The sequence below is a fragment of the Limosilactobacillus sp. WILCCON 0051 genome (genome assembly GCF_039955095.1).
GTDB lineage: Bacteria > Bacillota > Bacilli > Lactobacillales > Lactobacillaceae > Limosilactobacillus > Limosilactobacillus allomucosae.
Window position 1 is genome coordinate 1060655 of the sequence record NZ_CP154878.1, and the last position, 21056, is coordinate 1081710.

General features: G+C 45.5%; 40 protein-coding genes and 1 pseudogene. 36 read left to right on the forward strand and 5 right to left on the reverse strand.

Features of this window, described 5'->3' with window-relative positions:
* Positions 1-618: 618 nt before the first annotated feature.
* Positions 619-1038: an ImmA/IrrE family metallo-endopeptidase gene (locus tag ABC765_RS04970; protein WP_347980864.1), complete on the reverse strand. Its 420-nt coding sequence runs from the start codon at positions 1036-1038 to the stop codon at positions 619-621.
* 18 nt (positions 1039-1056) lie between these two features.
* Positions 1057-1458, reverse strand: coding sequence for a helix-turn-helix transcriptional regulator (locus ABC765_RS04975; RefSeq protein WP_347980865.1), 402 nt, complete (start codon positions 1456-1458; stop codon positions 1057-1059).
* Positions 1459-1659: 201 nt separating this feature from the next.
* Between ABC765_RS04975 and ABC765_RS04980 the strand changes: the two genes are divergently transcribed.
* Genes ABC765_RS04980 through ABC765_RS11010 form a run of 3 tightly spaced genes read left to right on the forward strand, consistent with a single transcriptional unit; the run spans position 1660 to position 2410 of the window.
* Positions 1660-1929, forward strand: coding sequence for a DUF739 family protein (locus ABC765_RS04980; RefSeq protein ID WP_347980866.1), 270 nt, complete (start codon positions 1660-1662; stop codon positions 1927-1929).
* Between the two features lie 59 nt (positions 1930-1988).
* On the forward strand, positions 1989-2276 hold the full coding sequence (locus ABC765_RS04985) for a helix-turn-helix domain-containing protein (protein WP_347980867.1): 288 nt from the start codon (positions 1989-1991) through the stop codon (positions 2274-2276).
* A complete protein-coding gene (locus tag ABC765_RS11010) occupies positions 2276-2410 on the forward strand; it encodes a toxin-antitoxin system HicB family antitoxin (protein WP_376752321.1) in 135 nt (44 codons plus the stop codon). Before ABC765_RS04985 ends, ABC765_RS11010 begins: the two co-directional genes overlap by 1 nt.
* Here ABC765_RS11010 and ABC765_RS04990 read toward each other — a convergent pair.
* Entirely contained in the window at positions 2379-2567 is a 189-nt protein-coding gene (locus ABC765_RS04990; RefSeq protein WP_278769242.1) for an Arc family DNA-binding protein, read from the reverse strand. The genes ABC765_RS11010 and ABC765_RS04990 overlap by 32 nt on opposite strands.
* Before the next feature lie 121 nt (positions 2568-2688).
* On the opposite strand from ABC765_RS04990, the gene ABC765_RS04995 reads away from it, so the two are divergent.
* From ABC765_RS04995 to ABC765_RS05100, 22 genes are all read left to right on the forward strand, one after another.
* Positions 2689-2871 (forward strand): hypothetical protein, encoded by a 183-nt coding sequence (locus tag ABC765_RS04995; protein WP_347980868.1) that lies wholly within the window; start codon positions 2689-2691, stop codon positions 2869-2871.
* The gene (locus ABC765_RS05000) at positions 2864-4306 is read left to right on the forward strand and encodes a DnaD domain protein (RefSeq protein WP_347980869.1); all 1443 of its coding nucleotides are present in this window, start codon (positions 2864-2866) and stop codon (positions 4304-4306) included. Before ABC765_RS04995 ends, ABC765_RS05000 begins: the two co-directional genes overlap by 8 nt.
* Positions 4307-4408: 102 nt before the next feature.
* The gene (locus tag ABC765_RS05005; RefSeq protein ID WP_347980870.1) at positions 4409-4666 is read left to right on the forward strand and encodes a hypothetical protein; all 258 of its coding nucleotides are present in this window, start codon (positions 4409-4411) and stop codon (positions 4664-4666) included.
* Between the two features lie 15 nt (positions 4667-4681).
* A complete protein-coding gene (locus tag ABC765_RS05010; protein WP_347980871.1) occupies positions 4682-5911 on the forward strand; it encodes a hypothetical protein in 1230 nt (409 codons plus the stop codon).
* The gene (locus ABC765_RS05015; protein ID WP_347963553.1) at positions 5908-6285 is read left to right on the forward strand and encodes a hypothetical protein; all 378 of its coding nucleotides are present in this window, start codon (positions 5908-5910) and stop codon (positions 6283-6285) included. The genes ABC765_RS05010 and ABC765_RS05015 overlap by 4 nt, the downstream gene beginning before the upstream one ends.
* 7 nt (positions 6286-6292) lie before the next feature.
* A complete protein-coding gene (locus ABC765_RS05020) occupies positions 6293-6514 on the forward strand; it encodes a hypothetical protein (RefSeq protein ID WP_347963554.1) in 222 nt (73 codons plus the stop codon).
* Positions 6511-6774 (forward strand): hypothetical protein, encoded by a 264-nt coding sequence (locus ABC765_RS05025; protein WP_347963555.1) that lies wholly within the window; start codon positions 6511-6513, stop codon positions 6772-6774. Before ABC765_RS05020 ends, ABC765_RS05025 begins: the two co-directional genes overlap by 4 nt.
* Positions 6775-6779: 5 nt before the next feature.
* Positions 6780-6989: a hypothetical protein gene (locus tag ABC765_RS05030; protein WP_347963556.1), complete on the forward strand. Its 210-nt coding sequence runs from the start codon at positions 6780-6782 to the stop codon at positions 6987-6989.
* A complete protein-coding gene (locus ABC765_RS05035; RefSeq protein WP_347963557.1) occupies positions 6986-7216 on the forward strand; it encodes a hypothetical protein in 231 nt (76 codons plus the stop codon). The genes ABC765_RS05030 and ABC765_RS05035 overlap by 4 nt, the downstream gene beginning before the upstream one ends.
* Positions 7209-7736: a thioredoxin family protein gene (locus ABC765_RS05040; RefSeq protein ID WP_347963558.1), complete on the forward strand. Its 528-nt coding sequence runs from the start codon at positions 7209-7211 to the stop codon at positions 7734-7736. The genes ABC765_RS05035 and ABC765_RS05040 overlap by 8 nt, the downstream gene beginning before the upstream one ends.
* Before the next feature lie 70 nt (positions 7737-7806).
* Positions 7807-8070 (forward strand): hypothetical protein, encoded by a 264-nt coding sequence (locus tag ABC765_RS05045; protein WP_347963559.1) that lies wholly within the window; start codon positions 7807-7809, stop codon positions 8068-8070.
* 61 nt (positions 8071-8131) lie between these two features.
* The gene (locus tag ABC765_RS05050; protein WP_347963560.1) at positions 8132-8320 is read left to right on the forward strand and encodes a hypothetical protein; all 189 of its coding nucleotides are present in this window, start codon (positions 8132-8134) and stop codon (positions 8318-8320) included.
* Between the two features lie 16 nt (positions 8321-8336).
* A complete protein-coding gene (locus tag ABC765_RS05055) occupies positions 8337-8669 on the forward strand; it encodes a hypothetical protein (protein ID WP_347963561.1) in 333 nt (110 codons plus the stop codon).
* A gap of 17 nt (positions 8670-8686) precedes the next feature.
* On the forward strand, positions 8687-9151 hold the full coding sequence (locus ABC765_RS05060) for a hypothetical protein (RefSeq protein WP_347963562.1): 465 nt from the start codon (positions 8687-8689) through the stop codon (positions 9149-9151).
* A complete protein-coding gene (locus ABC765_RS05065; protein WP_347963563.1) occupies positions 9141-9428 on the forward strand; it encodes a hypothetical protein in 288 nt (95 codons plus the stop codon). Before ABC765_RS05060 ends, ABC765_RS05065 begins: the two co-directional genes overlap by 11 nt.
* Before the next feature lie 17 nt (positions 9429-9445).
* Positions 9446-10429, forward strand: coding sequence for a hypothetical protein (locus ABC765_RS05070; RefSeq protein WP_347963564.1), 984 nt, complete (start codon positions 9446-9448; stop codon positions 10427-10429).
* 61 nt (positions 10430-10490) lie between these two features.
* Entirely contained in the window at positions 10491-10910 is a 420-nt protein-coding gene (locus ABC765_RS05075) for a hypothetical protein (protein WP_347963565.1), read from the forward strand.
* Positions 10873-11406 carry a hypothetical protein gene (locus ABC765_RS05080; protein ID WP_270638075.1) on the forward strand — a complete coding sequence of 178 codons (534 nt, stop codon included), beginning with the start codon at positions 10873-10875 and terminating at the stop codon, positions 11404-11406. Before ABC765_RS05075 ends, ABC765_RS05080 begins: the two co-directional genes overlap by 38 nt.
* Position 11407: 1 nt before the next feature.
* Positions 11408-11998 carry a hypothetical protein gene (locus tag ABC765_RS05085; RefSeq protein ID WP_347963566.1) on the forward strand — a complete coding sequence of 197 codons (591 nt, stop codon included), beginning with the start codon at positions 11408-11410 and terminating at the stop codon, positions 11996-11998.
* Between the two features lies 1 nt (position 11999).
* Positions 12000-12275 (forward strand): hypothetical protein, encoded by a 276-nt coding sequence (locus ABC765_RS05090; protein ID WP_347963567.1) that lies wholly within the window; start codon positions 12000-12002, stop codon positions 12273-12275.
* Positions 12276-12316: 41 nt separating this feature from the next.
* Positions 12317-12712, forward strand: a complete 396-nt coding sequence (locus ABC765_RS05095; RefSeq protein WP_347963568.1) for a helix-turn-helix transcriptional regulator — start codon at positions 12317-12319, stop codon at positions 12710-12712.
* A 56-nt stretch (positions 12713-12768) separates the two neighbouring features.
* On the forward strand, positions 12769-12969 hold the full coding sequence (locus ABC765_RS05100) for a hypothetical protein (RefSeq protein WP_347963569.1): 201 nt from the start codon (positions 12769-12771) through the stop codon (positions 12967-12969).
* Here ABC765_RS05100 and ABC765_RS05105 read toward each other — a convergent pair.
* Positions 12944-13387, reverse strand: a complete 444-nt coding sequence (locus ABC765_RS05105) for a hypothetical protein (protein ID WP_347963570.1) — start codon at positions 13385-13387, stop codon at positions 12944-12946. The genes ABC765_RS05100 and ABC765_RS05105 overlap by 26 nt on opposite strands.
* Before the next feature lie 15 nt (positions 13388-13402).
* On the opposite strand from ABC765_RS05105, the gene ABC765_RS05110 reads away from it, so the two are divergent.
* The 11 genes from ABC765_RS05110 to ABC765_RS05160 all read left to right on the forward strand — a co-directional run bounded on the left by ABC765_RS05110 (position 13403) and on the right by ABC765_RS05160 (position 20696).
* Positions 13403-13783, forward strand: a complete 381-nt coding sequence (locus ABC765_RS05110) for a helix-turn-helix transcriptional regulator (RefSeq protein ID WP_347963571.1) — start codon at positions 13403-13405, stop codon at positions 13781-13783.
* A gap of 600 nt (positions 13784-14383) precedes the next feature.
* On the forward strand, positions 14384-14710 hold the full coding sequence (locus tag ABC765_RS05115) for a hypothetical protein (protein WP_347963572.1): 327 nt from the start codon (positions 14384-14386) through the stop codon (positions 14708-14710).
* Between the two features lie 13 nt (positions 14711-14723).
* Positions 14724-15221, forward strand: coding sequence for a hypothetical protein (locus tag ABC765_RS05120; RefSeq protein ID WP_347963573.1), 498 nt, complete (start codon positions 14724-14726; stop codon positions 15219-15221).
* Between the two features lie 5 nt (positions 15222-15226).
* Complete coding sequence (locus ABC765_RS05125; RefSeq protein WP_034540266.1) at positions 15227-15640, forward strand: hypothetical protein; 414 nt, start codon at positions 15227-15229, stop codon at positions 15638-15640.
* A 23-nt stretch (positions 15641-15663) separates the two neighbouring features.
* Entirely contained in the window at positions 15664-17673 is a 2010-nt protein-coding gene (gene mobL, locus ABC765_RS05130; protein WP_347980931.1) for a relaxase MobL, read from the forward strand.
* Positions 17674-17688: 15 nt separating this feature from the next.
* Positions 17689-18027 carry a hypothetical protein gene (locus ABC765_RS05135; RefSeq protein ID WP_347963574.1) on the forward strand — a complete coding sequence of 113 codons (339 nt, stop codon included), beginning with the start codon at positions 17689-17691 and terminating at the stop codon, positions 18025-18027.
* A gap of 156 nt (positions 18028-18183) precedes the next feature.
* Positions 18184-18360: a hypothetical protein gene (locus tag ABC765_RS05140; protein WP_270359960.1), complete on the forward strand. Its 177-nt coding sequence runs from the start codon at positions 18184-18186 to the stop codon at positions 18358-18360.
* A gap of 338 nt (positions 18361-18698) precedes the next feature.
* A complete protein-coding gene (locus tag ABC765_RS05145) occupies positions 18699-18878 on the forward strand; it encodes a hypothetical protein (protein WP_347963575.1) in 180 nt (59 codons plus the stop codon).
* An 18-nt stretch (positions 18879-18896) separates the two neighbouring features.
* Positions 18897-19103 carry a hypothetical protein gene (locus ABC765_RS05150; RefSeq protein WP_347963576.1) on the forward strand — a complete coding sequence of 69 codons (207 nt, stop codon included), beginning with the start codon at positions 18897-18899 and terminating at the stop codon, positions 19101-19103.
* A gap of 12 nt (positions 19104-19115) precedes the next feature.
* Entirely contained in the window at positions 19116-20117 is a 1002-nt protein-coding gene (locus tag ABC765_RS05155) for a hypothetical protein (protein WP_347963577.1), read from the forward strand.
* Positions 20118-20237: 120 nt separating this feature from the next.
* Positions 20238-20696, forward strand: a complete 459-nt coding sequence (locus ABC765_RS05160) for a hypothetical protein (RefSeq protein ID WP_347963578.1) — start codon at positions 20238-20240, stop codon at positions 20694-20696.
* 69 nt (positions 20697-20765) lie between these two features.
* Here the strand turns inward: ABC765_RS05160 and ABC765_RS05165 are convergent.
* A pseudogene (locus tag ABC765_RS05165) lies at positions 20766-21035 on the reverse strand (type II toxin-antitoxin system HicB family antitoxin); the annotation flags it as partial.
* Positions 21036-21056 lie beyond the last annotated feature (21 nt).

Below are 21056 nucleotides of genomic sequence, written 5' to 3' on the forward strand. Positions count from 1 at the left end.
AAATATATATTGTATTGAATCACATATATGAAGATGGCGGTGAGGCGAAGACCATATATGCGTCATATATATACTGTACAGAATCATATATAGATTAAATATAGATTGTACTGAATCGTATATATGGAAACAGTGCCGAGGCGAGGCTCGTATATGCGCTATATATGTACTAAATATAGATTGTATTGAATTATATATATGAAGGCAGCTGCTAGGTGAGGTCCATATATGCGTCATATATAAACTAAATATATATCGTACTGAATCATATATATGGGGGCAGTGTCAGGACTGGGTTCATATATACGATATATATGTACTAAATATATATTGTATTGAATCGTATATATGAAGGTGGCAGCGAGACGAAGAATATATATGTGTCATATATATAATGTACTGAATCATATATACGAGGGCAGCGCCAGGACGGATCCATATATGCGTCATATATATCTGCAGAAAACCTGCAGAAAAATGTTAGTGCAAATGCCGATATATCAGGATTCCTTAAACTTTTAGCCTAAAAAACCTGCAGAAACCGTACTGAATCGCATATGTAAACATATGTTCTGTTAGAGGCTAAAAAATAAACCACCGATCGTGGCAGGAAACATTTTATTTCAGCAGCTGTACTCGATGCCAGAAGGCCCATTCCGCGTCCACAATAAACGACTGCGGAATGCCAAAGGTCTGCATCAGTGCTTCAGGAGTCTGAAAATGCCAGCCGTGCGTTCGACTATATTGCAAAAGCAGGCAGATGGCCGTGCGATTGCCGGAACTTTCGTACTTCTCGCAGACGCTGACGTACTCGCAGGCATAGGCAGGCGGATCCTGATCAAGGATATGGCCGATCTCATGGGCCAGGGTAAAGGGACGCTCGTTGACCGGCTGCCAGTTTGGATTGTACAGCACGAGACGCTCCTTGGGATTCGCCTGCGAGGGCCAGTCATGAGGCCATTCGCAGCAGGTTACGACTGTAATGCCGTGGTGCCTGCAGTAGGCCAGCAGCCAGTCGATTACTTCGTCCATCGTCATCACTCCCCGCCTCAGTGGTTATTGATCGTCATTCTCGTCGTTTTTGATCTGCGTGTCCAGGTAGGCTTTCAAAATGGCCTTCATCGACGCGCGCTGGGCATCAGAGATCTTAATACCGCGGTAGCTGTGCATCTCATCAACCAGGTCGTCAACGCTTTTGGCTTCTTCGGGCTTGGCAGTGTTGGAAGCAGACTGCCGCGCATCAAATCGTTCTTTTTTATCCGTAACGCCCATCAGCCAGCCTTCGTCAACATTTAATGCACGGGCCATGGCGCCGAGGTTGCGCTGCTTGGCTATATATTTTCCCCGAACATATCCAGAAATGACAGTCCTATCTATACCGGCTCGCCTTCCAAGCTCAGACTGCGATAGTCCGGATTCGGATAGGGCTTCTTTTAGCCTGCTTTGAAACTTATTCATTAATAATCCCACCGAATTTCATATACATATTGTTTATTTAATATACCGACCGTATATAGATGTTTTATATAACTGTATTTATTTTAGCATACAAAGGTCAAAACAAATATGTTGAATAAAGACCTCTTTTTATTGACAAAATCCGATAATGTCTTAATATATTTGTAGAGTTATCCCTACACAAAAGGAAGTGAAATTAATATGTCTGAAAAGCCAAAAGAAGAATTTGACTATTCTTTGTTGATGAAACGAATGGCTAAGTATCGCTTTAATATTAAGAGCTTAGCTGCTGAAATCGGCATGGATAGAGGATCCTTAGGCTCAAAGCTAAAAAATCAAACAAGGTTCAATCAAAGCCAGATTGCAAACATTGCTGGTGTTTTGGATTTAAAAACCAAAGAAATTCCAGCATATTTTTTTACGAAGAATGTTGAGAAAAATTCACAAATTGTAAGAATTAAAAAAGGGTGATCACTATATGTATAGGGACCAAATTGATTATTACATTTTGTAAAAACGAGGTGATTTTTATGACCGATTCTAAAGGTTTCCTGATTCCTGCTAAGTACTGGAAAGATGCTGATCTTTCGCTTTCTGAAAAAGTGATGATAACTGAGATTGAAAGACTGGCTAGTGAAGATGGTTGCCTGGAAAGCAACAAGTACTTTGCGAAATTCATCGGGCTGTCCAGGAGTCGGGTGTCGGAAATTATTAACAAGCTAAGTCTAAAGGGATATTTAGAAACTCAATACTTTACTGATCAGGATGGCCAGAATCGTCGCCGGATCTATATAGTTTCCAAAAGGGAGCATCTATGATGTATCGCAAGCAAATAACGCTCCGCTTCCCAGAAGAGCTGTATCAACAGCTGCGGCAGGAAGCAGAGCGTATGGGGATAAGCGTCAATGCGCTGATATCGATTATTTTGAATGACTATCTGAGCCAAGATTGATTTTGCCATGATTGTTTTCGAATTCGTCAACATGTCGAATAATCAATTGCTCGATTTCTTTGTTCATTGATCGGCCATTGTAGTCGGCAATGTATTTCAACTTTTCTCTCAATTCAGTTGGAATACGCAAGCCAAACATTGGATATTTTGATGCCATGATGAAGATCTCGCTTTCATTATCATTCTGTTAGCATTTTAGCATCAAAATGATGATGAAAAATGATTTGACACCAAAGTGATAACAAAGTATTATCATATTCATAAGGAGTGATAACACTATGATAACAAATAAAAAGCAAACAGGAATTAGGATCACTCAATCTTTGTCAGATAAGTTGACCGAATTTTCAAACTCAAAAGGAATCAGCAAAAATGCTGTGATTATTATGGCAATCGATGAATTTTTGAAAAAGCACGAAGAGATTTCGAAACAAGATGATCGAGGTGATCAGGATGAATGAAGCGTATCAATACCAGTCATCGTTGCTAATCGATGAACCGCCAATGCTAATGTTGCCCAGCTTGGCCAAAGCTCTGAAAAGTGCTGATAAGGCAATCATGGTGCAACAGATACACTATTGGTTGCAGATCAAGCGCAAGGCTAATGACGCCAGAGCATTTCATGACGGACGCTGGTGGGTATTTAACTCAATCCAACAGTGGCACAATCAGTTCATCTGGATGTCAGAACGCACGATTCGCCGTAATTTAGATGAACTGGCCAAAATGGGAATCATCATTGTGTCTCGCTTTAATAACAAAGCCTTTGATCGGACTAAATGGTACACGCTCAATTATGATCTGCTTGATCAATTGGCTCAAGGTTTCCAAAAACCTCAATCTGATGCATTTTCCGATTCTGGTCAATCGAACCGGCCAACTTGGCCTCAGCAACCGTCCAACATGGCCCCAACAAGCGTCCAGGTTGACCTCAACAACCGGCCAGGGTGGACTCAACAACCGGCCAAGGTGACCAAACCTATACCAGAGACTACGTCAAAGACTACTTCAGAGACTACATCAAAGACTTCATCATCATCATCTGCTTATTCAACTAACAGTGAATATATACATAGCGGCACAACTGCTTCTTCGAAATTGGCTGCTGATGATGCTGGACGGAGACAAACTGATCAATCTTTGACTCAATCAACTGCTACTGCCTCGCCAGCTCAACCGCAACAGCCTGCTGTTCAGCCACAACGGCCACAACGGCAGTTTCAGCCAAGCGGTTGGACGGAGCCGGCTGATCCAAGTGGTCCTGACTCTTTGGCTGACCCTAACGGCATGAACCAGATTTTCAAAATCTGGGCTGATCTTTGGGACTGGCCGAGTTCAACAACGATCGCTGACTTAACGGCATGGGTGAAGGATTTCGGGCCGGACGTGGTACTGTACGCGATCAAAAAGGCGGCCACGGCTGATGCCAGTCGGCCTCATGCCTATATGGCAGCGATCATTCGCGGCTATCGCAACGCTGGGCTAAAGACCCTGGATGCGGTGAAGGCCGCTGATCAAGCGCGCGAACAACGTAGCCAGCAGAAGCAGAGTTACGGCCGTTCGCAATATAACAACAACCGTGGTGGCCGGGCCAACATTCAAGAAAAGCTGCCAGATTGGGCAAAGCAGGACGATGAAGATGAGGCGCCGGAAGCGAAAACCATTGAACAGCTGAATTATGAGCGTTTAGAAAGAGATCTGCACCGTGCGGTCTTGCTACATCGCAAGCTGTATGACGTTGATCTCGAGACGATTTGCCACAACCTAGATCAACCGGACGGCCATGGCTTTTTGTCACCCAACGCGCTTAAGCTTTTTGAGCAGTATTGTGCGCTGAACAATCTGGATGTTGCTACGGAGATAAAAAAAGCCCGCAAGACTGCGGACTTTGATTGATCAATATAAAAATATTCGAAGTTTGATTTATATATTCAGAATAGCCGAAAAAGGCTGATAAATCAAGCTTCTAGCCATAAAAAGTGTTAGGAGATTTTAAAAATGACGATGACCGTTAAGAATTTTAACCACACTGCCGAAGCCAAGGGCTTCACGACTTCCGTTGACGCAGCACTAGGCTTGATTCTACTCAAGCACCATGACACGACGGTTTGGGCGATCGCCATCCACAAGGTTGGCGTGGCCAGTCAGCTGGCTCCCCTGGAGCTAAACAAAGCTATTCAGGCACAAGATCTGGCGGAGGCTTTGGCTAACACCGATTTGGTTGACCGCTACGCTGATATCTTTGAGCTTTTCTAGGGCGGGAGGTGTGTCATGCAAGGACTTAAAAAGAGCGATGACGCGCGGCAAACCAAGCTTTATCAACGGTTTGGCAACCTTCCGGTGCCGGAAGACTTGGTTGACTTTTACCAGCACCTGGATCCCGCGGACCTGGTTGAGTTCGTTCAAGTCGAGAGCGAGTATGTGAACGTCATTCAGGGCACGCGGCTGCAGCTTGGCCGGGTCTATCGGGCGGCCAAAAAGCTGTTTGCACACGCCGGGAGCCGGTCGGATCTGCACGAGACGATGACTTTTGAAAAGTGGGTGCGCGCGCACGGTCAGTCGAAACAGACCGCACTGCGCCTGATTACACTAGCTGATCAGGTGGACCTTATCCAAGCGCAGGCTTTGGATACCCATGACGATGGCCGGCTGATGGTCGAAAACTATTTGACACTCAGCCAGAGTGATCAAATGGCGATCGCAGACGGCAAGGTCGACGAAAAGGTCGTTGGCATGTTGCTGCATGCCACGCCGGATATGCGGCAATCGCCGATCTGGAAGGGTATGCTCAAGGAGCTGCACCAAAGTCGGCAGGCGATCGAGGCGCAGAAAAAACAGCTGCAGAACCAGACTGATCAGATCCAGCAGCTAACCCAGCGTAACAGCGATCTGGAGCGCTCCAGATCCGATTTTACAGACCAATTGTCAGCCGAAAAAGAGGAGAAACGCCACTTACAGTTGCAGCTGGCCGAAGCGCAGGCACAAGAGCCGGAACCAGTCGAGGTCCCGCCGGCTGACTACGATGAACTGAAAGAGCGACGCGTAGAGCTTGAAGCTCAGCTTAAGGACACTGAGCAGACTCTTGAGGAGGTCAAAAAAGAGCTGCACGAAGCGCAGAACACGTCAACGGGGAGCTACTCGCAAGAGGATATCGATGATCTGCAGGCGCAGCTGGCAGAGCTGACGCAGCAGAATCAAGCGCTGACCAAGCAGGTCAAAGCGCAGGCAGCACATGAAGATTCGCGACAGAAAGCCTTTCAGACGGTTTCGGCCCGCTCAACCGATATGCTGTCGGCGCTCCCGCGGACGCTGGACGTAATGGCCTTGGCCGGCGATATTGAGCAGCTGACGGATAAAGAGCTGCAGCAGACGGATCTGCCCGCTTTAGCCAACGCACTGGAAGACAAGGCCAACCAGCTGCGAAAGCTGATGCACGAGAGTCAGCGCGTGGTTGAGGGCGACTTCTCAGAGATTAAGGGGAAGGGAGATGATGGCGCATGATGTTTGCGAAAGGCAAGTACGTCAACATTGACGGCCTCTCCTCGCAGGCGTACTACCTGCGGGTCCCACCAGATAAGCTGCGCGAGTTTCAGGCGGCCGTTTTAAAGGCCAGTCATCATGACTATCTGGCGCTGGCTACCGATCAAGGCTGTCGGCTGCGCGCGGTCCTGCTTGAAGGACGCTTGATCCGCCAGCTGCCTAAAAACGCCCGTGCGGTCGGAGACTGCGTGGCCGTCCTGTATGGTGCCGATAACCGGCCTTTGATGACCATTGATTTGGTCCAAACGATTCCGCAGTCGGTCATGGAGCGCACGCTATCCAATCTGGCCGCTAAGATTTACCTGCCGGAAGCACGGCATCAGCTGCCAAAGTGAGGCGGTTATGATCAGAAACGGGAAGGATCAGAGGCCGACACGGGCACAAGTACGTGAGCAGCAGCTGCATGATATGATCAAGGGCAGCTGGGAGACTGAAGAACAGACGGAAACGCGGTCAGAAGATCGGTATATGGTCAGCGACTTCATTATGTCGCTGGTCGTGATCCTGATTCTGCTGGCCGCCGGCTGGATAGCAGCCGTGTTTTTAAGGGGGCTGAGCTTATGAAATTCTGCTATGTCGTGTCGCGAAAAGAGGGCGATGATGTGGAGCCGATTGCGGTTTTCCGTCGCCTCAAGCCGGCACTGAAGTACGTTAAGCGCCATGGCATGGAGCCGGAAACCGCGAGGCAGGACAACGCCTATCAGGGTCTGCTTGAGCAAGGGTGGGTCGTTGACTTTGTACCGGTGACGATTCCTGACCAAGCTGCCAACACGGTAATGGTTAAGGCCAAGCTGAGCATTGGCAAGGCAATCTTTAAGGAGTGACGGTAATGACTGAGAACAAATATACGATGCGCGACGTGTATCAGCGTGTCTACGCCGATATCGGCATCGTTCCAGTCCATGCCATGTGGCTGGACGGCAAAACGTTTACGGAGCACGAATTTGAAGAAAAAGTCCAGGAGCTTGAACAGGTTCTGCTCAAAATCTTTGAAGACGTGGATAAGGAGATTGAACAAAAGGGAGATGAGGACGCATGAGCATTGCCAACGGCCGGTTTCAGATCTATGTTGGCCAGTCGATCTGGTGCAGCAAACATGGCCGGGAACGGCTGATCGTCGGGCAGATCGTTGAAACGGCCAATGATTATGACGTTGAGCTTTTCTACGGTCCGCGGCGTTTGATTTTCTTCCAGTCGCTTCGGCTGAAGAAGAGTGCCGGCTGGCACCGCATCAAGCGAGAAAGAAGGAATTATCAGTATGTATAGCGACAATCCAGTTAAAGAACAAAGACGGCGCCGGATCACGATTGGCATTATTGCCGTTCTCATTATCAGCGGTGCACTGTTCGGCTTTCACTTTTTTCATAGTTACCGCCGAACCGACACAACGGCTCAGGCAAAGCTGATGAGCAGCAGTACGCCTACCGTCGTGGTGTTCTACTCGAAAACCTGTTCAGACTGCAAACATGTTGCGGCAACGGTACATAAGGCTGACTACGAAAGCCGCCTGGCCGACAACGTGATCGGCTTGGGCGATGCGTCAAGCAAACGACATCATGTTGCGTATGTTGAATGGCAGAACGGCCGCGATAAACGGCTGTTTGAACAGTACAACATCAAGTCGGTGCCGACTTTCATGGTCTTCCAAAACGGCCAGCCGCAGCCGTTGGAAACAGTCAATGGTCTGCCGGTCTATCAGTACAGCGGTACCGATAAACAGAAGATCAAGCAGATCTTCCAACGGCTGACTTTGGAAGCGCAGGTGACGGAAAATCAAACCAACTAGACAACTTGCCGCAGAACGGCGGAATCGTCGGCGGCGAGATTGGGAAAACAAGGTTTATTTCAGACGGCTGATGGCGATTGGTAAGGCGCAGGAAAATCTTTCCGAAACCATGACCGCAGAGCCGGCGATCGCCTTTTGGACTGACCTGATTGGCACGCCTAGCGAACATATCTGCGTTGAGCTGACCAGCCTATCCACGCGGTATGGTGCTGATGAGGTGATCGATTGGATCAAAATTGTTTACGCTAATGGGTTTTCAGATGCGGATAAGGCGATTGAACGGATCAGCAAAGCCCTGGAGCTTGACTATAAATACAATCAATTCAATCTGTAACAAGTGAAAATTAGCGCTTAAAAAGGATTTTAAAACGTTTTAAATCAAAAGGAGAGATTCAATGCCAAAAACATACGGTTTTCGCAAAGCCGCCAAGTATATCAATCAAGCTGGGGTCTTAGAACAGACCTACACGCCGAAGATGCTCAAACGCCTGCGCGATGACGTGCGGCTGGTGCCGAAAATTCGGCGGCGCCGCTATACGCAGGAACAGCTGGATACCTTTGTCAAAGAGGTCCGGCTACGCTAACAGGGAGGAACTATTTATGAATGAATGGATTTTAATTTGGGCGATTGTTACTGTTGTTATTTTTTTAATTGCTTTGTATGAGTTGTTCAAAGTTACCCGCCCAACAACGACGATTCAAGTCCGGTTTGCATTTAAGCTTGGCGGTGGTGCCGTGGTGCCGATTGTAGCAACGCAGAAAGTCAAGCGGTTAAAGACTGCACGATTTGACTTTGACTATTCAAATTTTGATGGTAATGCCGATCTTGAATCGGTTAAGGTTTGTGAAAATGGTGAAGACTGCACTGATTCATACACGATTATTATTGCTGATCAAAAAGTTGCGATCACCCGGCGGAAAACTGTCAACTAATTTCAGGGGGATTTTAAATGAACGAGGCAAAGAAAAGGGCAGCCCTGGAGCTGCAGCTGACAGATGAGATCAAAAAGGATCTCATGGACGATATCGACAAAGCGCAGACAATCAGTCACCACTGGGAAGGCCAGCTGGACGGGACCGATCTGTTACAGACGTATTATCCAGAAGCGGCTAAGGTCGGCACGACGCCGTTGATGGCCGACGTCTTGGCACTGCACTTAACCTACTGGCTCAATAACGCGGGCATCTGCTGTGCCAAGCCGCGCATGATGAAGTACCGAACGCGGATCTCGATCAGCGGCTATCCGCTGAATGAAATGGACTCAGCCTGGCTGACAAACTGGTTTGCTCAGCGCAACCAATATATCCTGGACGATTTGAACACGGCCAAGGCCATTGCAGAGCAGATCTTAGAGAACGAAGCAAACAGCGAAGAAAGCGAGGAAACAGACGATGACGAAGGTAATGAAAACTAATGCCCGCGGGGAAAAGAAACAGTTTGACACTGTAGATGGCATGATGCCGTTTGCCATCAGCGTTAATACTGACGGCTATGAGGGCGATGATGCACAAACGGATATCATCATCGAAAACGATGGCGCCGGCGTCCTGCATGACGTGGCCGTTGAAACTGACGGCGAGGTACAGTACTTCAGCAACGTGAAGCAGCTGAAATTCACGACAATGGGCAGTCTAGAGCGTGAGGACCTGGCCGAAATGCTGCGCTGGGTGGCTGATCAGCTTGATGTCTAGGCCAGAAAGGAGCAGTCATGCTGGATAAGCTTAAACGCCTCCGAGGGGCCTGGCAGAAGAAGCTGGCTAAGTTTTACGAATGGCACACCGAACATGCCATGCAGCGCAAACTGATCGTCTCCGGCACGCTGGTGGCCATCATGGCGGCCCTGCTGATCGGTACGAAAACGGCTCCCAAACAGTCGCGCTTTACCAATACGCCGTTGAATACGCAGGAATCGTTTGGCCAAAACTCCAGCGCTACGATTGCCATGACGTCGCGGCAGTACAACGCTAAAAAGCATTTCATGGTGATCAAGTTTCAAGTGCAGGCCAGCAGCGGTCAGGTCATTAATCCGCGTAGCATCAAACTGAATGCCAGCACGCTTCAGCACCAGGACGCCAGCTATCAGGTCCTGCCCTTGGCCAACAACAGCTATGTGATGGTCATCAGCAATCTGAAGCCCGGCTACCAGGCCCTGCAGATCGTGGCCACGAACAAGAATCCTGATTTGAGTCAGCTGACAACGGCTGATGAGGACTACGATGGGACCAGCTCATCATCTTCGTCAGCAACCAGCAATGCCAACAGCAATCAGGCCAAGAACAAGTACAAGTTCATCATCAATGAGAGCGACAAGTTCATCGACAATACGCTGGTCAAAAAATCGCAGAAACAGTACGCAGTCGAATCGCTCAACGACTCAATCAAGAACCTGAACAAGAGCATTGACAAACAGCAGGCTGCGATCAAGGACTATCAGGCTCAGATTACGGCTGACAAGGTGGGAATCGAACAGATTCAAAAGGATAGCCAGTACAAGGCTGACGACGATTCCGGCTCGGACACGATTCGCAGTGCGCAGTCTGATATCGCCAATCAGCAGGCCAATATTGATCAGGCCAACAAAAAAATCGCCAAGTACCAGGAACAGATCAAGCTTTATCGCAAGCAGATCCGCGATATTGAGAACGGCAGCTACCGTTTCATCGCAAGCAAGAGTACGGGCGAACTGAAATAATTTATTTGAGATACGAAAGGGGGCTAGGCTCGGCAGATCATGGGTCTGTCGGGCTTTTTTTATGAAAAAATACTTGATTTTGGCTTCAATCAGCGAACGTATGATGGTACCGCTTTGCTCGGATACGCTCAGTCCGGATATCCTGCTGGTTTTAATCGCCGGCATCTGCAAGACGTTTACGGAACTTTATGACGATAAAATGCCATTGCAGAACGCAATTGTGACGATGGCTGAATTTTACAACGTCTGGGATCCTACCAGCAACGGCACTGTCACGATGGATTATCTGCTTAACCATGATGACGAGGTGCAATGGGCAAAGCTGGAGGAGGCCTACGAAGCAACTGAGGACGTTGGGCCGTACGATCTGCTCGGCTACCCGATTTATCTAAGCGTCCGCTCATATTTAAACGGCAAGAGATACGTTTCGGAGGAGGATATTGATGAGTACTTTAAAAACCACCCAGAGTCAGACGACTGATCCGCGGTGCTGGTCATTTGCCAGACGGGCACTGGCAGAAAAATGCAGCGAAGCCAAGCGCAAGCCATTCTGGTTTTGGATTGAAGTTGAGCTGCCCAACCGGGAAAAACAATGGTATCAATTGCCGAAAGATCTGCAGTTTGCCATGCGGCAGTATCTGCATGAGCAGCCGAAAAACTGGCCTGCCGTTTTAAAAGGAGCGCTGGTCAACGTACCACGATCCGATTATGACGATCAGGGCTATGCCAGCCTCACGCTGGGTATGATTCGGCAGGTTAAGATACGGCATCGACACACAAGCATCAGCCGGCAGGTGGCGCGCAGTCAATTTATCATGCCGGAGTGGACCTGGTACGGATTAGCCAACCGGACGCAGATCAAACGTTTCATGTTTCACGATCACGACACTAGCAACCGCAAGAACATTTTGGCTGCACTACGGCACTGGGAAATGAGGTTCTTGCTGAAAAAATATTTTAAGATGGGAGATTTTTAGTATGAAATTTGAAACGATACACGAGATTCGCAATCGGTTCTTTATCAAGCACGAAGCGCCAGAAGAAATTGCCAATACGATCGACTATTCGGAGCTGCTGGAGGAATTTAAGGAGCTGGGCATTGTCTTTGACGATCACGGCACGCTGAGATGGCACGGCCGCAAAATCGGCGGTATGAACAAGAGCTATGCCGTCAGCCTGCTGCGGAAAATGATGGTGCGAATCATCATCAGAGAGTTCATGATTGACGATCAGGTAAATCAATACGAGGCGCTCGAAAAGCAGCAGATTGCACTGACGGTTATGAAAATCTCGCCAGAAATTATGGCCATGGATATCGACTTTCACAATCTAATCAGCGTCCTGATTGACCAGGCATTTACTTTTGATGCAACAAGATCGAAATGGATTGAACTTGAATACGCCGGCCAAAAGCTGGGCGCGTTTGTCAATCCGTATTCCAGTCAAAGTACAATCGCCGATACAAACTATGAGGCCGTTGTGCAGATTCTAAAACTGCTGGTCACGCCATTTATGCTGAAGAACTATCAGCCGGTTGTAAAAGTCGTTTTGAATGAGGAGGACGAGTGAAATGAGCAATGGAATATTGACCATGTTGACCATGGTTGCTACTAGCGGTTGTGTCGTAATTTTTGGAATCGAAACATTGCTTATGGCAATCCTAGGTGTCGATCCAGAAAAAGAGAAGGTAAAGAAAAATTTCTTTGATGAGGACTACAGCCAAGGATATCAAGAAATTCAAAAATTATACCTGAAAGAACTGAAATCAAAGGCAGAGTTAGTTCAACTAAGGAAACAAGAAATGATTCAAAAGTCAATTCATTCAATTTCTGAGGAGAAAAGTTAAACGAAACCCCTATAGCACAAAATAAAGGTGGTTCTCTTTCAATGGATAAAACGATATTTTTAATAACTCTAGTGTTGGCAGTAATAATGGCTTTTGGATTGCTAGATATCCTTTTGAAGATTCGAAATAGTTTAGAAAGCCAGGCTGAAAAACTTGGTCGTGATCAAGCAATCAAAGATTATTTCCTCGCCACTCCGAGAAAAAGTCAATCGCCATATAAATTAGGAACAGGAGGATTAACCATGTGGGAAGTCATTGAAGTCTATCTGATGGAACAAAATATGAAGCCAATTGAGCTGGCTGAAAAAGCGGGCATCTCAACTGGAACGCTCAGTGATTTAAAGTCAGGCCGGTTGAAAAATCCATCGTTTAAGCTGCTGGAAAAAATCGCTGATGTGCTGAATATCGATATGAATGAGTTCCGCGGATTGAGTTAAAAATTGGCAGGCCGGTCGGCAACGGCTGGTCACGCCATGAATGAGGAGGACGAGTGATGTTAGGTTATGTAGGTGAAGTATTAACTGCTCTAATTTTTCCAATATTTATTTTTATGGTCAGTAAGACAGACAACTATGGTCGGTTAGAGAAAAAATATTTGACTAAGATTGAATCCTATAAAGAAATTGTAGATTGTCGTCGAGAATTAATGATTCAAAAATCATTAAACGCTATTCGTGATCAAAAAAAGATTTAGCCGAAACATAAACAATAACAAGGACAAAAAAGATAACTGAGGGTTTTGGTAAACCAGAACCAAAATTAAAAAAAGGAGACCATAAAAAGCAGAAAATCAAAGTGATCATCTGCAGATTTCCCCAAAGATTGGTCATTAAACTGCAAAGCTGTATTTTTCTATGAAAAATCATTGATGCCAAAAATAAAGTGACGATATATACAGTGAAGCAGTCATCAAACTTTGCCAAGGTTTCAATAGGAACAGGGAGCGTGTGCTGCGGATCAAGGTGCAAAAATTTCAATAGCGCTTTGGTACCAGAACTATCAAAACGCCCATAAATTGCTACAAAAAAGCTAAGTACAAGCATTGGCTCAATAATCTTAGAAGCGATATTAGAAAACTGAAAAAATTTTTTTAAATTGTCAATTTGAATCATAAGAAGGCCTGTTAAATGAACGTAACTAAAATTATAGAGATTGCCATAGCATTAGTTGCTTTGGTTCTCTATCTCTTGATGGTCTCTAAAGCAGCCAAGCTAGGAGCTGCTCTTGGAAAAGATCAAGCAATCAAAGATTATTTTCTCGATACCCCGAGAAAAAGTCAATCGCCATATAAGCTGGGAACAGGAGGATTAACCATGTGGGAAGTCATTGAAGTTTATCTGTTGGAACAGAATATGAAGCCGATTGAGTTGGCTGAAAAAGCAGGCATCTCAACCGGAACGCTCAGTGATTTAAAGTCAGGTCGGTTGAAAAATCCATCGTTCAAGCTGCTGGAAAAAATCGCTGACGTGCTGAATATCGATATGAATGAGTTCCGCGGATTGAGTTGAAAATTGGCAGGCCGGTCGGTAACGGCTGGTCTGTTTTTTAAATAAAAAAGTCGGCAATTAAGCCGACTTAGAATCAATATTTAGTTTTGCTAAATTGTGATAATGCACATTTCATATCTTTCCCAATTTTATTCCAATCTGAAGATGGAAAATTATCAGGAGATTTTGATTTATCACTTTTACCAACGATTAGGAATGTGAGTGAGATGCTAGTGACGATCTTGTTAATTAAATTGACGAATTTCAATTTTGATGCCCTCACGTTGTATTTTCTGTTAGGCATTATCGTAAAGCTAAAGATACTAAATTGCAATTACAATCCGATGATTTTTTACGTGGCGAAACTTTGAAAAAATCAAAATCTATTTAGAATTTCAGTCATAAGCCATGTAATAAGTGCCATTACATGGTGTAACAAATAAGTAACTACAGCGTATCAATAGCCTATACAGGCGAGAAAATTGGCACTACTGCCCGGATCCCCGCCACTGGTGGGCCGCCGACTAGTCGGTGGTAGATCCCCCTTATGCTCTTTAAAATTTGTTTTTGATGGGTATATTTCAGCTATATCTTTACCAATGTAGGTAGAAGGAGTGAATCATGACAACTTCAAAAATCGCGATAAAAATCGATGCAAAAATCTACGAAAAAATTTCGATCGAGGCCAAACAAAATCATCTTAATAAAACTGAGATGCTGGAATCTATTGTGGAGGATTATTTTCGCAATAAAGTAATTGAAGCGGGAAACTCGGAATTAAAATCAATGATTCGAGAGTACAACGATAACCTCGCATCAATTTCAGAAAATCTGAAAAAGCTGGCTGGCGATTCGGAAACGACTAAGAATTACATACGTATGTTTTTTGAGGAGCTAACTGGCGTATATGATCCAGATGACCTTGATGGCAATGATTTCAAAAATTAAAGGAGTGAGATTGATGGATCTTCAAAATCATTTTTCAATTCGGCTATATGACAAGACGGTAGCTAACCTTAATTATTTGTTGGCGCAATGGAATGCAAAACCATTTTTGATTAAACGAATGCCAGATAATCGTAGTGCCTTGATCAATATGCTACTGACTGACTACTCAAACTATTTAATAGAAGAACAACGGCAGGACAAAAAGAAAAGCTACGATCAAATTGCAGCTGAACTTAATCACTCAAGATCAGAACGAGAGACAATTGAAAAATTGCATCGTGAAAACGAGAAGCTGCACAAGGATAATATGCAATTGCTCAATCGATTGAATGAACTTTATTATCTCGAAATGATTGCAACGAAAGTTTTAGTTGAAACTGGCGGCTTAAATGATCTTGAGTCGATGTTTGAGTTTGGCAGTACCGAGTACAAAACTCATCAGGCTTTGCAGCAGCTGGTTGATGAAGATAATAAGCGACTGTTTGCTAAAACTAAGAATCAAAAAGGGTGATCAGAATGCGAGTAAAAAACAATCAGGATTTCTATCGGGCGCTGCATGCTTTGGAAGAAGATCCAAAGTGGTTTACGCATGTAGGACAAGAGAGCGGATTGGATCAGTACATTGACGATGGCGATCCGCAAACGGACGTTAAAACAGTTTTAGAGGATCGAAAACGACTAAAAAAAGTCCGCAAGATGCTGCAGGTTAATCCGCAAGCATGGCGTACTGGCAGCAAGCGCGATACGGTCCGCTTGATCGTAACGTACTATGCTCGGTTCGGTTTGAGCTACAAAGATATGTCGGGGATTTTACATATTCCGGTCAGCACGCTTCGGCATGGTTATCCGCCATTTAAAAAAGACGAGGTGATCAATTCTGACTTGCGCGTTGAGCTAAAGGATAAGTTTGGCAAGCACGTTCGACTGTAAAAAAAGAGGTGAACAGTTTGTATATGACCAAAGAAGGTGAGCAGTCGCCGGATATCATCTATACGCAGACGTTTCACGTGGCACAGGCAAAATATCTCGGCTATACGGAACGGAAGGAAGCCATTAATCCGGAGAAAGATTTTGAGCTGGAAAACAATCCATATGCTGATCAGATTCAAAAGGATCCTGATGAAAAATTCGCCGGCTACATTGGGTATACGGATCGGCAGGCCGCTACCAAACTTGAGCGGGGCGTTGACAAGAATCGCTATCCGACTTTCACGAAAGATAGCCTCAACATTGACAATCACCAGCACCAGGAACTGATCGATAATCTCAATCTGGCGCAGAAAAATAAGACTATGCTCTGGGCCGGCGTGATCTCGTTCAGTCCGGAATTTATTCGCGAGGCGGGGCTGTATGACGAGAAAACCAAAACGGTTGATCAGCGGGCAATCAAGCTGGCGGTTCAAAAAGCCATGCCTGGTTTTTTGGCGCAAGAAGAGCTGAACAATTCAGAAACTTTCTGGTGGGGCGACGTGCACTTAAATACGGATCACGTCCACGTACACCTGGCCATTAGTCAGCGACAGAATACGCGTGAGATGAAAAATAGAGAGCCGGTTGGCATGTTCCATACCAAGTCGCTGCGCCGGCTTAAATCTGATGTTCACCATGAGCTGGCACGATCAATCAATCGTGAGCGCGACGTAGAATTGGACAAAGAGATTGATCATCTGCGGAAGGATCTGGTGGAGAACGTGCAGTGGCTGGTGCGGCACGATGCGGATCAGCAACAGCAGCTGCAGAATATCTATTGGTCGCTGCCTCAGTATCGCGACAAACGCAAATGGCGGGCTAGCAACCATAGCAAAGTCTTTCATGAGTCGCATGAGCTGACGGATAAATTGGTTGATAATTTTTTAAACGATCAGCTGCATGATTCCTATCAGCAATTTAAAGCAGCCGTACACGAAAAAGATACTCGCAGCCGAAAAAAATACGGTCAGCATATCAAAGATACAGAAAAAAAGCGCGATAAAGCTTTGCGAGAATTTCTGGCCAACCGGGTGTATGACTATCTGCGTGAAGTCGATGAGCAGCAAAACGGTCAGCAGACACTGGAAAAAATTGCCGCGCAAGGCGTTGATGAAAATCTTAAGCAGATTGAGTTGGAAAAGCAGCGACTCAGCATGCCGAAGCCATCGTCAAATGAAGCTAAAGCCCTAAAGAAACGTCTAGGACTGCGTCGTCTCTATCTGCGTCAGGTTAATCTGGATGCACGGGCAAATGTCATTGACAATCAGATTGCCAAACTAAAAAAGCTGCACGACAAATCGCCAGCCAATGAGTATTTTTTAAACGTGTTGAAGGAGCAGCGGGAACTGGTTACGCTCAAAAAACTGCCAAAATTTGAGCGGGCTAAGCAGGGAATGACCAAGCGCTATCGAGAGCTTTCAAAACGCTATGTCAACGTGGTCAAACTGCCGATTCAGGCAGCCAGTCCGGAAGTTGTCAGTGAAAGAGTTGATCAGCTAGGCAAAGAGTTAGGCGTTATGCTCAAGTATCCAGATTCGCCGACTGTACAGATGATGCTGCCGAATCCTGGCAGTCCCTATGGCTTACAGAATGCGGTCTATTATTATCAGATGCAGCAGCAGGTATTGAAGCTGAAAGGGCAGATCTACGAGAACAACCGGCAGTATAAAGACGATTTTGCCAAACGGAACGCAATGAATCGGCCGCTGTTCCAGCGATTAAAAAAGAGCTATGCGATGCTTGAGAATGGTGAACGACTAGATCAAATGATTCAACATCGGCAGGAGTTTCTGGAGCGGACGCAAAAGCAGGCGCAAGAAAGATATCAGACACACCGCGGCAGTCTGCGACTATTGTCTAATCTGGATCGCCTGATGAGCGGACTCCGACGTGACGGTAGAGCAGAGATGAATGCCATGCGCAAGCACTTGGACGATGATGATGAGATTGAGCGTGCTGATCGAGAAGAAGAACGTGAGACGCGTGAGATTTGAAAAAAGGAGTTTTAAATGAAAAATCCAATTACTTTATCTGATTTTGTCAGTTCTCAAAACGACTTAGAAACGTTTGCTCAAATTGCAACGCGTTTCGTTGACCTGGACGGCAATGAGATCTATTTAACGTTTGAAGACGGCTGGTACAATGATTATGCAATTTGTTATAACGACTTGCTTGATGCCGGACTTGAAGTAACGGTTTTGGCTGATTTTGCCGAACGCTATCAGACCCACGCGATGAGCGAAGATGGTGAGATCGTACTGAAAAGCAAGGATCCAGCAAAACTGCTGCAGACGATTATAGCCGTGTATTTTTGGATTGGTGAACAAGAATACCCAGTGCGGGGATAGAGATGATTAGCAAAGCGTTTGGATGTACAAACGCCCTACAGGCAGCTAGGCAATTAGCCTTTACTGTATGCAGGGTGTTTTTTATTCTTGAATATGTGAGTATATACTAATGGCGTAGGTTATGTGAATTTTGCAATTATTCATGGAGGCATAGTTATGAAACAAACACCTAAGCTAGAAAAATCGCTTGTAATAAAGCCTAAAAAAGAAAAAAGTCGTTTAAAACAGATGTTTAATGGGTATGATACTAATAAACCATATCCATTTGAAGTCGTCGATAAGGGTAATTCTGTGACTGAGAAGCATCTGTCATTTCCGTGCAGACAAAAGTAAGCCCTGCTATAATACTAATAGAAAAAGCAAGGCCGCTTTAAAGACGGTAGCTTTAGGACCTCAAGCTGTTTAACGCCGTTCGTACCCTCTGCTAAAATTTACGAACGGCTTTTATTATTTTTTAATCATGAGTAAACAAGAAAAAAGTATCGAAAGAGTATTAAGATTGCATTGATTACAGGGGCAATTGCTTGGGCAATTTATGGAGTGGTTCGTATATGGTTAGGATAAAGTCGGTCGTCGGATTTTCCGACGGCCGTTTTTGTTTGGCGAGACTTGCATAAATCCTTATTCTGACGATGATTAAAATCAGACTTTAGATGGGGGCCTCTTTGCTTATGGAAGAAAATTACGATCTGGGCCTGATTACCAGCCTGGAGCATGGCGTGGCCAAAGGGATCATATTAGGCACGCAGGAGCCGTTTGCGATAAAGATCAAGACCGATGCGGCGGATTCCCTGATGCAGTATATGGTAGTGGCCATTAATCCAGACCATACTGATTTTATTTATCAATAATAAGGAGAGTGATAGATTATGTCTGCAAATGTTAGACGACAACCGATCAGCCAGGAATACTTTGAAGAAAAAATGCTTGATTTTTACGAAAACTGTAACGTCAGCCGGCCATTGGCGATGAAGATTCTAGCTTTCTGCAAGGAGATGATTCCGCTGATGCTGATGGGAACGCCAGAGACGGTTGCACGCGTCTGTTATCGAGAATATACTGGCGAAAAGCTGTAGGGGGCGGTTAAGGTGCCCTATGTTTTGATGTATCAAGCGCGCAGCAAACAGCGCTGGTATTGGACGATTGATCAGAAATTTACTTCAAAAAAGAACCACGAGTTTGTGATCTGGGAGTCCTTGACCGGCCTGTATCATGACTTTGACAATCTGAAACAGGATTATCCAACGCGGTTTCGATTCAAACGGTCAGATAGCTTTTTTGCTTTTGACTTACAGGATCGGGAAACGTTGCCCTTGGCTACGATTGCGGAAAAATATCCGGAGGTGCAGGAAAGTTCTGCCCGCTACGTGATTACGGTCATGCGAAATAGCGAAATGTATTATTTTCGCAAGTCCACCAAGAAATTTGAGCAGACCGACGCGAAAGCATCAGTTTGGCAGGAATTGGCCGCACCGGTTGAGTTGGCTCAGAAGATGGCTAAAAGCAAAACGATCTGGGCACACAATAAAAAATGTGATCCAGAAACGCTGCGCATTTTTGATCTGGCCAGCGATGAGTTCGTCTGGGAGCCTTCCAAAGAAAATCTGGTGACAGAGCCAAGCTACGTACCATTGTTTCAGACAATTGAAAAGCGCATTGACGCTCATCTGCAGAATCGTTCGCGAATCAGTACCGATGCCGCAGTAAGGCACAATACGCCGACAATCGACTGTGATCTTTGCGAAATGCTGGCGGCAGTTGGTGTTCTGGTACAGGGACTGGCTAAGAAAACTGCGGTTGACCGATTGCTTAATGCCTATGAGAAGAGCATTCTTCAAGACTTCCTGCACACGATTGAACTGACGGATCTTGACCAGCTTGATCAATCAGCGTTCTTGGCCGCTTTTCAAGCATCGCGCCTGGAGCGGCGAAAGGTCAAGGATCTTAGCATCTTTTTAACAGCGCTGGCAGAGTCGTTTGACGTGAAAAAGTTCCTGAATATTCTGCAGAGCAATCCATCATACGGCAACAGCTATTCCTTCAAGGATAAGGAAACAGCTGACAAAATCAGCAGTTTAATTAGAAAGTAATAATTCTAGCTTGCTGGCTAGAATTTTTTTATTAAGAAAAAGTATCATAAATTATATTCATGGTATTGAAAATTATACTTCAAGTGTTATAATTAAAACATAAAAGATAGGAGGAAAGGCATGGATGATTACGAAAAAGCACGCGCGGTCGTGCTTGACAAGAATAATAGCTTTGCTGAGTTGAGCAAGTGGTCTGGAATGTCAATCCCACGACTTAAGCAGTTTCGGGCAGACCCCGAAAAATTAAAGACCGCAAAATGGATTGCGGTTCATAAATTGGCGGAAATGTATAAGGAGGAAAACAAAATGAACGCTACCATTAAAAACTTGGTCGAAGAAAAAATCGATCGTCATATCACTACCGTCTATGATGGTAATGTGGTGATTAAGAAAGATTCGGTCGATGTTAAGAATGGCCGAATCCGTTTCTGGGAGCTGGGCGATGTGACCAGCTGGATTGATCTGGCTGATATCAACTGCACCGAAGACGAGGCGCGCGAATTAGTTAAGAACGTCGTGATGAACGCGCTGTTTGCAATCAGTGACAAGCCAGTGACCACTGACTTTAATGTGAAATAGGAGGCGATGATGATTAAAACCAGACTATAGAAAAGCGGCTGTTCAACGGCCGCTTTTTGCCTATTGATCATGCTGAGTTAGCCACTTGGTCATGTTGACCGTGACCCAGGTAACCAACTGATTATCTTTCAGTTTCCACAACTTAGGATCTTGTACCGCTGGATAATCGATACCATCTAGCATGGTTGCCATTGCGTCTTCCGCATGGGTAAGGGCTTCAGTAAGGTTTTTGCCGTCAGTAACCATACCCGGAATATTTGGCGAGGTTACGACGTAATAATGTCCATCATCGGTATATTCAGTCAATATTACTGGATAGTTCAAAATATCTTGTTTCATAATGCACTCCTTTATCTTTCC